General features: G+C 44.1%; 6 protein-coding genes. 5 read left to right on the top strand and 1 reads right to left on the bottom strand.

The window, feature by feature from the left end; translation table 11 throughout:
* The first annotated feature begins 207 nt into the window (after positions 1-207).
* A complete protein-coding gene (locus tag NYE72_RS08525) occupies positions 208-1,953 on the top strand; it encodes an alpha-glycosidase (protein WP_036684381.1) in 1,746 nt (581 codons plus the stop codon).
* Between the two features lie 163 nt (positions 1,954-2,116).
* Here the strand turns inward: NYE72_RS08525 and NYE72_RS08520 are convergent, their stop codons facing one another.
* Positions 2,117-9,895 carry a pullulanase gene (locus tag NYE72_RS08520; RefSeq protein ID WP_339211710.1) on the bottom strand — a complete coding sequence of 2,593 codons (7,779 nt, stop codon included), beginning with the start codon at positions 9,893-9,895 and terminating at the stop codon, positions 2,117-2,119.
* A gap of 686 nt (positions 9,896-10,581) precedes the next feature.
* Here NYE72_RS08520 and NYE72_RS08515 point away from each other — a divergent pair.
* The 4 genes from NYE72_RS08515 (at position 10,582) to NYE72_RS08500 (ending at position 16,885) form a co-directional block, all read left to right on the top strand.
* Positions 10,582-11,628 (top strand): LacI family DNA-binding transcriptional regulator, encoded by a 1,047-nt coding sequence (locus NYE72_RS08515; protein WP_036684387.1) that lies wholly within the window; start codon positions 10,582-10,584, stop codon positions 11,626-11,628.
* Between the two features lie 222 nt (positions 11,629-11,850).
* Entirely contained in the window at positions 11,851-12,507 is a 657-nt protein-coding gene (gene pgmB, locus NYE72_RS08510) for a beta-phosphoglucomutase (RefSeq protein ID WP_036684390.1), read from the top strand.
* A gap of 288 nt (positions 12,508-12,795) precedes the next feature.
* The gene (locus tag NYE72_RS08505) at positions 12,796-15,114 is read left to right on the top strand and encodes a glycoside hydrolase family 65 protein (protein ID WP_076224109.1); all 2,319 of its coding nucleotides are present in this window, start codon (positions 12,796-12,798) and stop codon (positions 15,112-15,114) included.
* An 88-nt stretch (positions 15,115-15,202) separates the two neighbouring features.
* Positions 15,203-16,885: an alpha-glucosidase gene (locus tag NYE72_RS08500; RefSeq protein WP_036684397.1), complete on the top strand. Its 1,683-nt coding sequence runs from the start codon at positions 15,203-15,205 to the stop codon at positions 16,883-16,885.
* The last annotated feature ends 33 nt before the right edge of the window (positions 16,886-16,918 follow it).

Here is a 16,918-nt window from a genome sequence, read left to right as displayed (position 1 = left end):
ATCGTCCGGGAATAGTTTATGCTTTCGATGCGGTTTTGCCGAAGTGTCCGAGGAAGTAGCGCTAACAAAACTTAGCCTATGCTTTCGATGTGGTTTTGCCGAAGTGTTCGAGGAAGTAACGCTAACAAAACTTAGCCTATGCTTTCGATGTGGTTTTGCCGAAGTGTTCGAGGAAGTAACGCTAACAAAACTTTAGGAGGATTTATCATGTTACTGGAAGCAGTGTATCATCGTCCGCGGTTAAATTGGTCTTATGCCTATAATGAAAGTACGATTCACCTGCGTCTACGCGCTAAAAAAGGGGATTTAACCGAAGTGTTCGCCTTTGCTGGAGATAAATATGCTTGGGATACCACAAAAGAGCTAATTCCCATGACCCTCTTCACCTCCGATGCTATGTTTGACTATTGGGAATGTGCTTCAGTACCTCTCTACCGCCGCTTGAAATACGGCTTCTTACTTCAAAAAGATAACGAACGAATTTGGATGACCGAAAGTGACTTTCAAACGGTGCGGCCGGAAAACCCAAACAAGCTGTTCGAATTCCCCTTCATTAACCGCGTTGATGTATTTGCTCCGCCTGCCTGGGTAAAGGACGCTGTTTTTTATCAGATCTTCCCAGAACGCTTTGCAAATGGTGACCCGAGCCTTGATCCGGAAAATGTTCAGCCATGGGGCTCCGAACCAACACCAACCAATTTTTTTGGCGGCGACCTGCAAGGGGTTATTGATCATTTAGATCATCTTAACGAGCTTGGGATCACTGCTATTTATTTCACACCTATCTTTGATGCAACTACTAATCACAAATACGATACAGAAGACTATATGAAAGTCGATCCGCATTTTGGAGATATTGAGACTTTAAAAAAGCTCGTCGATAGCTGCCATAAACGTGGGATTCGTGTCCTGCTAGATGCCGTATTCAATCATTCTGGCAGAACCTTTGCCCCTTTTGTGGATGTTCAAGAAAAAGGAGAGGCTTCCGCCTTTAAAGATTGGTTCCATATTCGCAAGTTTCCACTTCAAATTGAAAACGGTGTCCCTACTTATGACACCTTTGCTTTTGAACCGCTAATGCCAAAGCTAAACACAGAACATCCTGAAGTTAAACAATACTTACTGAAAGTCGCAGAATACTGGATCAAAGAAGTTGGGATCGATGGCTGGCGTCTGGACGTTGCCAATGAAGTGGATCATGATTTCTGGCGGGAATTCCGCAAGGTGGTTAAACGTGCTAATCCTGAGGCTTACATATTGGGAGAAATCTGGCATGAATCTGCACCTTGGCTAGAAGGCGATAAATTTGATGCCGTTATGAACTATCCTTTCACTGACGCTGTCCTTGACTTCTTTGTGCATGGCACTCTTGATGCTGAAGAATTCGCTAATTCCATTGGCAAACAGTTATCGCGCTATCCGCTGCAGGCAAGTGAAGTTGCTTTTAATCTGCTGGACAGCCACGATACTCCACGACTGCTTACGCTGGCTGCTGGAGACAAAAACAAGATGCGATTAGCAGCACTGTTCCAATTCACCTTTATGGGCACTCCCTGCATCTATTACGGTGACGAGATCGGCATGGACGGTGAAGGTGACCCTGGTTGCCGCAAATGCATGGAGTGGAACCCTGAAAAGCAGGATCGTGAGCTCTTCGAGTTCTATCGTCAGCTTATTCAAATACGCAACGATCACCCTGCTCTCCGCACAGGTACATTTACCTTCCTTGAGGCAGGACAACAAGGCAGCAAGCTAGCCTATGAGCGCCGGCTGGATCTGCAGACAATTGTCGTACTAATCAACAGTGAAGAGACCGCTCAGACCTTCCGTATTGACGTAGACGAGCGGGATTGGGAGAACTTGTTTACAGGCGAAACACTGCGCACAGAACGCAGCAAGCTGAACGTGAAGATGCCAGCCTATGGATTCGCAATCCTAAAGGCAATCATCTAAAAGACTTCTTTTCTTCCCACTGCTCAGCCATATAGCATAACAAAACAGGGTATCTCGCAAGCGATAATCGCTTCGGGATACCCTGTTTTCTTTTGGAGAATACTAAAATGCTAACCGCTGCTCTAACTAAAGGGTGCCAGAGTTCAGCACACCTTAGTTTAGCCTACTTGCTCAGCAGCGTATAAATAACCTGTGCGCTTTCTGCGCGGGTCATCCATGCTTTTGGAGCGAATCGATTGTTCTCTCGGCCTTGCAGGAGTCCTAAGTCTGCTGCAGTCTTCACATAAGCTTCCGCCCACTTGCTAATACTTGAAGCGTCAGTAAATGCCGTAGAGGCTGCTACAGGTTCAAGCTTCTTACCAGACTTCACTTCAAGTGCGCGGATCGCCATAACAGCCATTTCCTCACGGGTAATTGATGCATTCGGCGCAAAAATATTATTACTCCGTCCACTAACAATACCCAGCTTAGCAGCTGTGGCTACATATGAGGCATACCATGCATCTGACCTGATGTCAGTAAACAGGACCTGCCCTTCCGCTTTTAAGCCAAGTGCACGTACTAGTAGTGCTGTAAATTCCGCACGGCTAACATTACTTTTCGGATCAAACTCAGAGGTAGTAACCCCTGACACAATTTGTTTGGCGGCAAGTGATTGAATCGCCTTAAATGCCCAATAGGTTGCAGGAACATCTTTGAACGACTTATCGATTTCAAGCACAGCATACTTACTGAAGTGTGTGACTTGTGCCGTGATCACCTCTCCATTCAGCTGTCCTCCCACGTACTCTAACCCGCCATTATCACTTAAATAATAGATTCCGATTAAGTCTTTGTTGAATTGCCCTTTAATCTTAAATGAGATCGTAATCGGCTCATCGAACTGCTTAATTACAATCCGAGTACCGTCTTTCATCAGCACGCTAAGTCTGAATTCAAATACATCGGAAAGAGAGCTAGCATGAGCACTATCATTGTTTAAACCGTCTACTATGGCTTTCGCAGCAGACTGCGCCAGTGGCTTCAGTTCAAGCAAGATTTGGGCACCTACCCCATCAATACCTGAAGCTAAACTTGGCATTGTACTTAAAAGCTGGCTAGGGATAGTAACTAACAGATCTCCCATTTTAAATACAAGATCATTAGTTCCTAGTATTTGTGCAGCTTGTAAAGGTAAGCGTACCGCTGTCTTACCGGCAGCAACATCAATTTGCACCTTGCCTTCTTTACCATTCTTCAAGCTATCCTCATTCACAACCTGAGTATCCGCTGGCGGTGTAGGGCTAGGGTTAACAACAACTCCAGAGGTTGGTGCCGCTGTGGCTTCTGGCGTTGGTGTCACCTCAGGCGACGGTGTTACTTCTGGTGCCGATGTTGGCGTCGATGTTGGCGTCGACGTTGGTGTTGGCGTTGGTGTTGGTGTCGGTGTTGGTGTTGGTGTCGGCGTTGGTGTTGGTGTTGGTGTCGGCGTTGGTGTTGGTGTCGACGTTGGTGTTGGTGTTGGTGTTGGTGTCGGCGTTGGTGTTGGTGTCGACGTTGGTGTCGGTGTTGGTGTCGGTATAACATCCGATACCTCAGCCAAAATAACCGTACCTCCATCATCTCTACCTGGCAGATCAATATTTACCTTTTGATCCTCGGAAACCATGTATGTTTTACCGCTGTATTCATCGGTTACCGATGAATTAGCAGCAAACGGTACTGGAATCGTTACAGAACTCTCACTAGTTTTAGTATTGATTACCGTCACTACGTTCTCATCTTCATAAGATTTGTTGAAAGCCAAATAACCTGAATCATCTGAACCTGCGAGCTTCGTGCGCGCACCTTTGGAATACACTTTGGAGTACTTCGCACGGATATTCAACAGCTTTTGATAATGGTCATGTAGTGGCTTCTCTGCCGTCAATTGATCCCAAGGCATATCCTTACGGTTCTCACTGAATTGACCTTCAGACATATTTCCAGCATTGCTGCCTGAATTACCCAGTTCTTCTCCGTAGTATATTACTGGCTGTCCTTTGGCGGTAATTTGCAGAGCTGCAGCAATCTTCAGCTTGCCTTTATCGCCTCCCACATAATCAGACAAGAAACCATTCTCATCATGACTGCTCAGGAATTGAGCCATCATCTTCGTATTGTCGATCTTCAATTCACGTTCCTGCAGATAAGCATCCACACTGTTTACCTTACCATTTGCAAAATCTCTGGCTGCATCTTTAAATCCAAAATCAAGCAGCCCATCCATCTGGCTAGTTTCGAGCATTCCACCATTGTTATCAATGGTTCCACCGAAGTATTCGCCGGTCATTTTGAAGTTTGGATCCATCGCTGTCAGTGCATTTTTAAAGGCTTTCCAAGTCGTATCGTCCACGTGTTTGACCGTATCCACACGGAAATAATCAATCGTGTCTCCACGTTCCGTACGTGCGTTGTCTAACCAGCCTGTTTGCCAAGCGATAATTTTTTCACGAACGGCTGGATCTTCCGTTTTGAAATCTGGCAGGAAGGCAAGTTCACCCTTAATTGGATCTGTATCTGCGGATACACCATCCGTGCGCAGCATCCCTTCGAAACGTGCTTTATCCTCAGCTGTAATTGTCGGATAGGTATCCTCAGCTTTCAGACCGTAACCCGTATGATTGAGTACAACGTCAACCATGATCTTGATCCCTTTGTCATGCGCCTTTTCGATCAGCTCCTTGAAGGTGGCCATATCGCCAAGATGCTCGTCGAGCTTGGTGAAATCTTTTGCCCAATACCCATGGTATCCATATTGTTCGCTGCCAAAGTCAACGCCTTTGTTAAAATCAATATTATCTACGATTGGCGTGATCCATAACGTGTTAATTCCTAGCTCTTGCAAATAATCGAGATTGTCGATCATCCCCCGGAAATCTCCACCATGATAAGCTTCCAGATGATTTTTATTCACATTCTCATTATTCGTTGGGTCACCGTCTTTAAATCGGTCTGTAAGCGCGAAATAAATTCGAGCCTCATCCCAATCAAAATCCAGCTTATCCCCTGTATAGGTTCTTGCTTTTACCTCAAGTGTAGCCTTTTCCTTATGTGCATTGCCGTATTGGTCTACGAGCGTAATCGGAATATCCTTGATGCCCGCTGACACCGTGTCTTCCACAGCAACCGTTTGTTGCAAGAGTTCCGTATCCAGCTTAACTTTGCTAGGGCCCCCAAGATTAGTTAAATCCATATATGCTTCAGAGTAAGTTACTTCTTCCGAAGAGGAAGCGTGGATGGTTACAACAGCATTCTGATTGGATGTGACTGCCTCTGGACTTACGGATGTCGCAATCTTAACGACAGGTTGATGATAATCAATAACAGATTCATCATTCACCGTATTCTTTGGATCTGTAATTTCGGTAGTGACGCCGTCTTTTGTAATCAAGAAAGTATATTTATACATACCTTCTTTTAAATCAGCCAGTGTGTAAGTGAACCACTCGTTAGCCGGATCATAGATCATTGGATACGAAGTGCCGTTCACTTTTACTTTAGCAGCTGTTATTGCGTCCATATTTCCATTACGGAACAAAGCGTCGTCGCGGTATCTGAAAGTAATCGTTCCATCTTTTAAAATAGGGCCGCTAATACTTGGTTTGATATCAAGCTCTTTAACCATACTGGTTACATACACCTTAGTGAACGGTTCACCAGGGGTCAACGGAATAACACGATCGTCTGGGTAGTCTAGTTTCCCCGTGTTCCAATCCGTACCTTTGCGCAGGACAAATCCAACGCTTGTTGCATTCTCCGCAACCTCAATCAGAACGCTCGCTGTGCCATTCTTAAAGGTTGTGAAATCAATCTGGTCATTTTTAGCTCCAGTGTTCCAAACCCAGATATTCCAATCCTTATAGTCCTTATCGCTACGGGTATAAGTGAATTGAACATATCGTTTGTCAGTAACATTAACAGTGACGGTTGTAGAAATACCTTCATAAGAAATAGTAAGGGTTGCCGTTCCTAGCCCAACCGCTTTGACTAGACCTTTATCAGTTACTGTAGCTACTTCAGGTTTATTGGAGAGGTAAGTAGCCTTCTTAGTAACATTACTTCTGCTATTGTCATCATATTTCGCAAAAACAGCGGTTTGATGCGTATTTCCAGCTGCCAGCGTGTAGCTTGCACTATCTGTTTCCAAAGAGTTCAGCGTAACTGGTGCAGCTTCCTTTTGAATAATCACGGCCGTCAAAGGCTCTAGTGTAATTGAATTTGCTGTCAAAATAAAACCTGACTGCTGTGCAGCCGGTATCGCTGTAACACCAGCTTCATCGTTGTCCACAAGCACCTGACCGCCCGTCAAATCCTCAGATAAGGTCAGTTTTCTAGTTGTGCTGTCACCATTCATGAAGACATAATAGATGCCAGTGCCATCTGTTGCTTTGTTGGAATAGCCGATGACAAGATCGTTATCCTTCATTTCTGGAGCAGGGATCAGGTTAATGTTAGAGTCAACCAAATCCTTATCGCCCAATCGGAAGGCATCCGTTGATTTTCTCAGCTCCATCAGACCCGACGTATATTTTCTTGTCGTGTTCTGTACTGGGAACTTAGATTCATCTGTTGCTTTGGTCCAATCAAACATGTTAACTGCATCCGATGAATCGTAAGAATCATGAATGAAATAGCCAAACGATTGGTTGTTGTTGTCGAACATCTCTGTGAATTTATCCTCAGGATCCGTTGTGCCCTTCCACTGCTTAGTCCGCCCATATTCCTGACCGGCATGGATAAAGGCTGTACCTTGAGAAGTTAATACGAGCATATTTCCTAATCTGATCCGCTGCTGAATTTCAAGCTCATTCTCAGCAATATCCGGATCCTTCTTGATCGATTGTACTATGACATCATGAAGTGTCAGATTATCATGAGCTTCGATATATGGGACGATATCACCCGGATCATCTGCTGGTGTATTCGAAGGTTGAGCTTTGATATTGTCTAGGATTGTAGCGATCGGACGTGCTCCACCTGTAATAAATCTAGGCTGACCTTCGGAACCATAACCAGACTTCAATTCATTACGGAATTCATCTGAGAAAACACCGACACTATCCGTTTTGTCCATCCAATCCTGATCTGCACCTTGCCCAGCGAGAGAAGGATCAGCCGCGGCGCCGCCGAATGTTCTCCAGCCTTCACCAATAAAGAGTGCCTTCGGATTCACTGCTGCTGCGGCATCATAAGCATGCTGAACAGCATCAGCTGTCGCATCGCCCATCATATCCCAGCGCATTCCATCAATCTTGTACTCTTCAAACCAGTATTTTACCGAATCAACCATCAGCTTCTCAGCCATTTTATGGTTGGTGGCTAAATTGTTGCCGAACCCCCCGATAAAGTTACCGTTTGCATCTTGGAAGGCATAGTAATTAGGTACGATGTCGTTTAAAAATTCTTTTTTAGCCATATGAGTATACACTACGTCCAGAATGACACCCATTCCAGCTTCATGCACGGCATCAATCAAACCTTTTAATTCTTTAATCCGCTCTTCTGGATCGGCAGGGTTCTGTGAATAGGCCCCGTCCGGTGAAAAATAGCTGTGAGGATCATAACCCCAGTTGTATTCATTGTTTTTTGCGGAATAATCCGGCTCTCTAGTCCCCATCTTCGTCTCATCCCCGTAATACCAAGCCATCACAGGAAGCAACTGAACATGCGTTACACCAAGAGATTTAATATAATCAAGTTTCTTTTCAAAAGCGCTATAAGAACCCCATCTTTCCCCACTCAGACTATCCTCGATCGATACATCCGATGTAAAATCTCTCACGTGGACTTCGTAGATGATGGCGTCCTCACGTTTTTCGTAGCCTTTTATATCAGCATACCCAAAGGTATCTGGGTTCGTCTGGCTTAAATTAACAATAGCCGCTTTGCCCACTGTATCCCCGCCAGCACCAGCAGCACCTGTGGTATCCACAGTAAATACCGCCATTGATTTAGCATAAGGATCAAGAACCTTATGGGTTACACCGTCATTCGTTACTTCGTATTGATAAAAGTATCCTCTTACATCATTTGTGGTAGTGCCTGTCAAATCAGCTGGCTTCAGCTGGACTGACCAAACCCCGTGCTCGCCGAGCGTTAAAGCAACTCTGCCCACTTGCACGTTAGAGTCATTCTTATCGTAAAGATTTACAACGACCGAGCTTGCTTTAGGTGCCCATAATTTCAATGTGGCTGTTTTGTCAGCATTATACGTAGCTCCAAGATCGTCTCCTGTATAGTTGTACATTTCATCAAGCATTCTCCAGCCACTTGCGGCTGAGACCGTTTTACCTGAATAGGTAACGCTAAGCGGAACTTTTTCCAGATCAAATGCTTCTGTATCCACTTCGATTGAAGTTTTACTTGTAAGGGTTACAGCAGTAATCGGGATTGCAGCACCCTCTTTATCCTTAACTGTAATTGCTGTCTTTAAGGCTGCTGGATCCAAACCGTCAGTCAGTGTGAAGCCGAGAAGGATTTTGCTCGTCGACAGCACCTCTGCGGATACTAAGCCAATAGGTGTCTCACCAAACGGAGAAACATAAACATTGTTGTCTCCTTCTTTAACCCATAGCTGATTGTATCGATCCAGCAGGCTAAAGGTTTTATTGTCACCGTCCTTATCACCGTTCGAAGGTTTCATCACAATAAAGCCGATTTTCTTCGCATTCTCAATAAGCGGAACATCAACATATGCACCATAACGATCTGTTTGATCTGCTACAAAAGGAGTAGCTCCAGACGGCCAATTTTCGGATGGGGCTACGACGTCATCCCACAGCCACAGTCCATATTGATCATGATTTGTATCAGCTCTGGTATAGTGAATTCGCACTGTATTAGGAGCAAGTGTAACTGGTTCATACGGTGTTACATCATTTGAACCCTGCTTGATCCAAATTTCATTCGCCTCAGGCGTGTTAATGGCAAAGAGTTTATCCCCTTCATCCTTGGCCTGAGTGACTCGGTTTACCACAAGGAACGAAATTTTCTTAGCTCCATCCTTCACTGGCACGTCAACATAAGCACCATAAGAATCGATTTGCCCTTCAGGAAATGGAGTTGCACCTGTAGGCCAATTTGCGGAAGGGGATTGAGCATCATCCCATGTCCATAATCCCTGATTTTCATAGTCACCAGCTGTCCGATTGTAGTGAATACGGATGTGTCCAGCCGGAACAGGAGTAACCTCAACAGGTTCAGAAGGAATTTTATATTCTGCTGTCACACTGCCATCCAGTGGATTAAATTTAAAGGTAACCAGAAGATCTGAAGGAAGACTCAGATTATTAGCAGTTTCGGGATACAATTGATCCCCGGCTTCACCGTCTCCTGGAACAGAAACTTGGTAGGTGTAATCTCCCTTAGGAAGGGTAGCCACCGTACTGTAAACATCATCAAAATCAGGATCAGATAATACGGTAAGTGCTTCTGCCGGCAGGTTTCCTGTCAATCTTGGTAGTTTAGCGGAAGCAATCGGTGTGTAATACGTGGAATCAGCTATTTTATGAGTTAAGTCATTATAATAAAAGGTTACGGCAGTCTCTGTTTCCAGCTTGATATGGATATTCTCCCCATCATTTGTTCCCTGAGGATTGGTGTAACTTGTGAATCCATAGTTCTCGTCCCATAAATCATTAAGAGTAACCTTGTAGTTATATTCTCCTGCCGGCAGAGTGCCTGTAAAAGAATATAGGCCATTATCTGAATAGGTCATTTGGGTAACTACTGATGTCTCATCCCAATCCTTACCCGGCGTTTCCGCACCTGTCGATGTAAATTTAGACTGCAGATCCCCAACCAATACAACCTTCGTCGTTGCTGCTGTAACATTAACAGGATGTAGTCCAAGACCAGAGAACACGAGAGCAATAATCATAAAGATCGCAAATGCCCTCTTCCCCCATAAAGTTATTTTCATTTTTGCAAAACCTCCCATAATTATGAATTCCCTTTTTGCAAGCGGATACATGATTTCACAAACCCCACCAATTTATGAGATTATAAATCATGCTATTCCTTCTAAAGTTGGAGAAGGTCTATATGTATGGCTCGTCAAGCCAATTCAACGCTGTCACCATCCTTTTATCAAAGTAAAAGCTTGATACATCATGTCGAAATTAGTGCAATCGTTTGCAAAAAGCTATGCACAAACACTAGTCCATAAAACCCATTCGTTAGTGCAACTGGTTCAACCTAAAAACGCCCAATGAAAACGCTTGCTGTATTTTGATTTACATACTAATGCCGAATTTGCGGTATTGTCAACCAGTATTTTCTAAAATAAAAGCTCAATTTAAAGCCGCAATAAAAACGAAACTTGTTCTTCCCTTCCTTTCAGCTAAGTTCTTGCATCATTTAAGCCATACGTTTGCATTCAGCGAATACTCTTTTCGCAAAATCCAGACCGCATTTATACATATTAAGATCAAAATTCCCGAATCATTCATACTTTTTTGGTGAAAAGCAACAATATTACATTGAAATTTCTTGTGTTCCTTCCAAAAGTAGCAATTTCCCCCTTTTGAATGACTTTATCTATTTACAATTTAGAACTCTTAGATTAATATTACTGTGTAAAGCAAACGGTTCCATAAGGAGGTTTCAATGACAGTTACCATTAAGGATGTGGCCAAGAAAGCGGGAGTATCTCCCTCCACGGTATCCCGGGTATTGTCCAACCATCCCAGAATCAGCCTGGAAACTTCCCGCAAAGTTAAAGCTATTATGGAGGATATGGGCTATACCCCTAACATGATGGCTAAGAGCTTGGTGTCGAAAACTACTAACAGCATCTGCTTCAGTCTTCCTAAACCTGCTGAAGAGCTGTTCTCTAATCTATTTTTTATGGAATTAATTCGCGGGATCGTTACACAAGCCAGCCGTTCCGGTTACGATGTGTTAATAAGCTCCGGAGCGAACGAGAAAGAAGAACTGGAAGCCGTTTCACGACTTCTGAAGGGTCGCCGTGTTGACGGCGTTATTCTGCTTTACTCTCGTACGGATGATGCCGTTATTGATTTTCTAGAGAGCAACGATTATCCATTCGTGCTTGTTGGCCGAAGTGATAAATATGAGAATATTTTATCAGTCGATAATGATAATGTGATGGCAGCGTACGATGCTACGAACCACCTCATTTCCATGGGGCATAAACGTATTGGCTTCGTAAGTGGACCACCTAATCTAATCGTTTCTCGTGACCGTCTCGCCGGATATCGTAAAGCATTGCAGAATAGCGGTTTAGAAATGCGGGATGAATGGATTGTAGAAGGTGAATTTCTACAGGATAGCGGCTATAGAGCGATGTCCTTTTTCATGAATTTGCCGAATCGCCCCACTGCGCTGGTAGCGGTGGATGACATGGTATCGTTCGGAATTTTGCGCGGGTTGAATGAACTGAAATACAAGGTTCCAGACGATCTCGCCATTGTAAGCTTTAACAATATTCCATTATCTGAATTATCTAGTCCTCCGATCAGCAGTATTGATATAGGAATTTATCATCTTGGCTACACCGCATCACAAGTACTTATCCAAAATATCAAGAGTCCGGATAACGGTTCAGGTCATACCAACCGATTTGTTATTCCCCATCGTCTGATCGTGAGAGAGTCATCCATGCACTCTCTGGCAAAGCATAAAACCGAATGAATAAGTGAAGCGTTTAACCGCTTCATTTATTTTTTGAAAATCTGTACAAACGTTTGCGCTAAATCATACAATACTTATTGATCCAGTTCTTTATGGGTGATTTCTAGGATCTTAGGTTAGGATAAACTTACACATCTTAATCAAAGTTTAAACGGTTTAATAAGATTCTAATACGGCATCCGCTGGATCACGACGCTGTCAAAACTTTTAGGAGGTACTACAATGTCGGAAATTAAAGCCTGCTTGTTCGACTTGGACGGAGTAATCGTCGATACAGCAAAATACCATTATATTGCTTGGAAAGAGCTTGCAGATGGACTGGGGTTTCTATTCACAGAACAAGATAACGAACGCCTTAAGGGAGTCAGCAGAACGGCTTCACTAAATATTTTGCTGGAAATCGGCGGACTAACGATTGACGAAGAAGAGAAAGCTAAGCTTGCGGAACAGAAAAATAATCGTTATGTCGAATATATTGCGAAAATGGACAGTTCTGAGATTCTGCCAGGTGCGCTTGATTTCCTAAAAGAGTGCCGTGCGAATGGCATCAAAGTTGCTCTCGGTTCTGCCAGCAAAAACGCTATGACGATCTTGAATAATACCGGATTAACCCCTTACTTTGATGCAATCATCGACGGCACACACACTAGTGCTGCTAAACCAGATCCGGAAGTGTTCCTATTAGGAGCCAAAGCACTGGATGCCGCACCTGAACATTGTGTAGTCTTCGAAGATGCAGAAGCGGGAATTGAGGCCGCTACCCGGGCCGGTATGTTCAGTGTTGGCATTGGTTCGCCGGAAACCCTGAGTGCAGCGAATATTGTTGTCCCATCGCTTGCTCATATGAGTGTGTCCCTGCTCAAAGAATCTTTTGCATAAGTTTATTGAACATAATTAACTCAAATAGTACTGATTTGAGTTGTTGTGGACATTCCAACCAAAGATTAAATGAACTAATAATTAATCGTTAGCCTTCTGGTGATGAAGTGACGGAGAGGAATTTTGGAACTATAGAAGCATAACGTTCGCCTTTATAATCAGATTTCATCCGCAAAATGTGATCGAAAGTCCAAAGATTCCGCGCAGTCACTTATATATCACCGGAAGTTTAACAAGGGATTTGTTCATTTTATATATCCCCCTAACATATTTAAAGGAGCGGTTATCGTGAAACAATATTTAACAATTGATGAATGGTCCATTATTGAGGAATCCTTTGATCCACAGACGCAAGAAATTTCTGAAAGCGTATTTAGTCTTGGTAACGGATTTATGGGTGGCCGGGCCAATTTCGAAGAGCAATATAGCGGTAACAGCCTGCAAGGCAGCTACATGGCTGGCGTCTACTACCCTGACAAAACACGTGTTGGCTGGTGGAAAAACGGCTATCCTGAATATTTTGCCAAAGTACTTAACAGCACGAACTGGATCGGTATTAACATTGATATCGAGGGTACCCCCCTTGATCTGGCAAAGTGCACCGTTTCCGAATTCCGCCGTGTACTTAATATGAAAGAAGGTACGCTCTCCCGTAGCTTCACTGCAACACTCGAAGATGGTAAGGAAGTTAAAGTAGAAAGTATCCGGTTCGTAAGCATGACTCGTCAAGAAATCGGCGCGATTCGCTATTCCATCATTCCTGTCAATTTCTCAGGCAAGATTACGATTACTCCTTATCTTGATGGTGATGTGAAGAACAAGGATTCCAACTATGACGAGAAATTCTGGAATGAAGTTGAGAAACAAGCGGGACCTGATCATGGACATCTCACCCTAAAGACTAAGAAACTCGACTTCCATGTCACCTCTGCTATGGCTCTTGATATCCTTGTCAATGGTGAAAAGGTAACTGCCGAAGCAGAAGTCATCGAACAAGAGAAATATGTAGCCAGCAAACTGGACGTAACCGCACAAGCGGGCAATCAAATCGTCATTTATAAATATGTAGCCAATGTTACTTCTCGGAATCACGGTCTGGGACAATTGGTCGACGCCGCCCAAACTGCTCTGCAAGCTGCTAAGGAAGCTGGGTTCGTAACCCTTTTGACTGAACAAATTGAAGCTTGGAGAGAAAAATGGAAAGAAAGCGACATCATTATTGAAGGTGACGTTTCGGCTCAGCAAGCGATTCGCTTTAATATTTTCCAACTCAATCAAACCTATAATGGTGAAGATGACCGCCTGAACATTGGGCCTAAAGGCTTTACCGGTGAAAAATACGGCGGCAGCACCTACTGGGATACAGAGGCGTATTGCGTTCCCTTCTATCTCAGTACGGCGGACTCCTCCATTGCCCGCAATTTGTTGATCTACCGTTACAAGCACTTAGAGAAAGCTAAAGAAAATGCCCGTAAGCTTGGATTCAAAAAAGGTGCGCTGTACCCAATGGTTACCATGAACGGTGAAGAATGCCACAACGAGTGGGAAATTACATTTGAAGAAATTCACCGGAACGGTGCCATTGCCTACGCCATTTACAACTATGTGAACTACACCGGAGACAAAGCTTATCTGGGACAATATGGCCTAGAGGTTCTCGTGGAAATCTCCCGCTTCTGGGAAGAACGTGTTCACTACGCATCACGTAAAGACAAATACGTAATGCTCGGCGTAACGGGCCCGAATGAATACGAGAATAACGTTAATAATAACTGGTATACAAACCGTATGGCTTCGTGGACTATGGAATACACCATGGAAGCACTGGCATACTTGCAAGAGAATGAGCCTGCTCGTTATGCAGAGCTAGTTGACAAACTAGGGCTGCAAGAGAGCGAAACTACAAAATGGAAAGACATCATTGCTAAGATGTATTATCCTGCGGATGGAGAGCTGGGTATCTTCTTACAACAAGATGGCTTCCTGGACAAAGAGATCATTCAAGTCAAAGATCTGGAACGTGAGCATCTGCCACTTAACCAAAAATGGTCATGGGACCGTATCCTGCGTTCTTGCTTCATTAAACAAGCAGACGTTCTGCAGGGATTATATTTCCTGGGTGACCGTTACGATCTGGATACAAAAAAACGCAACTTCGACTTTTATGAACCGATCACTGTTCATGAGTCCTCCCTTTCCCCTTGTATCCACTCCATTCTAGCCAGTGAGCTGGGATATAAGGATAAGGCCTATGAAATGTACTTGCGTACTTCAAGACTGGATCTTGATAACTATAACAATGATACAGAAGACGGGTTGCACAGCACTAGCATGGCTGGTACTTGGATGTCGATCGTACATGGTTTCGGCGGACTCCGCGTACATGACGGCAGACTGACACTGAGCCCATCTAACCCAGGTCACTGGACTGCTTACTCTTTTAAAATTATGTTCCGCGGCTCCCGTCTGAAAGTAAGCGTTACGGATGCACAAGTTACTGTTACGAATGAAACTGATATCCCTGCTTCTATTACTATCTACGACAAAGAATATACCGTAAACGGACTAAGCAGCATCACTGCTGATAGCAATTCCGTCACAGTATAAAACTTACACCCAAGAGACCCTTGAAGCTTAAAGCTTTTGGGGTCTCTTTATTTTTTAGGAAGCTAACTTATAAAAGGAGTGATTATGAATGAACAGAACCTTTTGGAAAGAAGCCGTTGTCTACCAAATCTATCCCCGCAGCTTTCAAGATAGCAATGGTGACGGGATTGGAGATCTGCAAGGAATCATTTCACGTCTGGATTATTTGCAAAAGCTAGGTGTCGACGTAGTTTGGCTGTCACCTGTCTATAAATCGCCAAATGACGATAACGGTTATGACATCAGCGATTATCAAGATATTATGGATGAGTTCGGCACATTGCAGGATTGGGAAGAATTACTGACTGGATTGCACGCCCGTGGCATAAAACTGATGATGGACCTTGTAATCAATCATTCCTCAGATGAGCATCCTTGGTTCGTAGAATCCCGTTCTTCAAAAGATAATCCATATCGTGATTACTACATTTGGCGTCCGGGTGGACCAGATGGTGAGCGCCCCAACAATTGGAGTTCTGTATTCAGCGGCCCGGCTTGGGAACTGGATGAAACTACTGGTGAATACTATCTGCATCTGTTTTCGCGCAAGCAACCGGATCTCAACTGGGAGAATCCGCAGCTGCGTGAGGAGTTATACAAGATGATCACCTTCTGGCTCGACAAGGGTGTGGATGGTCTACGAATGGATGTAATCAATATGATTTCCAAAGTGGAAGGTCTCCCTTCCTCCCATAGAGACGGCCTCGCTCCCGGGGAACTTGCCTGGGGTGGCGAATATTATATGAATGGACCACGTGTTCATGAGTTTTTACATGAAATGAATGACAAAGTGTTATCCAACTATAACATTATGACTGTCGGCGAAACTCCTGGCGCTACAGTTGAAGATGCTATTCTTTACACGGACGAGGAACGCAAAGAGCTGCAAATGGTATTCCAGTTCGAGCATATGGATGTGGACTCGGGTCCTGACGGCAAATGGGACGTAGCCCCGTGGACGTTGTCGAAGCTGCGCGATATTCTTCATAAATGGCAAGTGGGTCTGGCGGATAAGGGTTGGAATAGTCTTTATCTTAACAATCATGACCAGCCACGTATGGTCTCAAGATTCGGGGATGATGGTAAGTATCGCGTGATCTCTGCCAAAATGCTCGCTACCTTACTGCACACGCTGAAAGGGACGCCCTATATTTATCAAGGCGAAGAAATCGGGATGACCAATGTAAAGTTCACAGCCATTGAACATTATAAAGACATAGAAATCCTCAATATGTATCGCGAAAAGGTTACCGAAGGCGGCGCTGATCCTAACAGCGTTCTAAACGCTATTCATATCAAAGGCCGTGATAATGCGCGCACTCCGATGCAATGGGATGATTCTGCGAATGCCGGCTTTACTGAAGGGGAGCCGTGGCTCAAAGTTAATCCGAACTACAAGGAAATTAACGTGGAGCAGGCGCTGGCTGATTCGGATTCTATCTTTTATTATTACCAAAGGCTGCTTGCTTTGCGCAAAAAAAATCCGATCATGGCTTATGGCGAATACAAGCTACTTTTGCCAGAGCATGAGGACATATATGCCTATACGCGTACTCTGGATGACGAGAAGTGGCTGGTGCTGCTCAATTTCAATGAGGTTCCACAGACTGTTGATCTTTCCGCAGAGCTAAGTAAGGCTACGGAACTTATAATTGGAAATTACCCTGATGATGCACCCACACGGGAATTATTACGACCTTATGAAGCAAGAGTGTATCGATTGAAAGACTAACTTTGTCTATCTTCCTGAGTTATACTATTTAGG

Source organism: Paenibacillus sp. FSL L8-0333, assembly GCF_037965665.1.
Lineage (GTDB): Bacteria > Bacillota > Bacilli > Paenibacillales > Paenibacillaceae > Paenibacillus_AQ > Paenibacillus_AQ odorifer.
The sequence above is the reverse complement of the archived record's forward strand: the minus strand, read 5'-3'. Positions and strand labels throughout refer to the sequence as shown.

Excerpts from the sequence above, each read along its gene's own strand:
- NYE72_RS08525 (WP_036684381.1), top strand. The coding sequence starts at position 208 with ATGTTACTGGAAGCAGTGTATCATCGTCCGCGGTTAAATTGGTCTTAT.
- NYE72_RS08520 (WP_339211710.1), bottom strand. The coding sequence starts at position 9,895 with ATGAAAATAACTTTATGGGGGAAGAGGGCATTTGCGATCTTTATGATT.
- NYE72_RS08515 (WP_036684387.1), top strand. The coding sequence starts at position 10,582 with ATGACAGTTACCATTAAGGATGTGGCCAAGAAAGCGGGAGTATCTCCC.
- pgmB (WP_036684390.1), top strand. The coding sequence starts at position 11,851 with ATGTCGGAAATTAAAGCCTGCTTGTTCGACTTGGACGGAGTAATCGTC.
- NYE72_RS08500 (WP_036684397.1), top strand. The coding sequence starts at position 15,203 with ATGAACAGAACCTTTTGGAAAGAAGCCGTTGTCTACCAAATCTATCCC.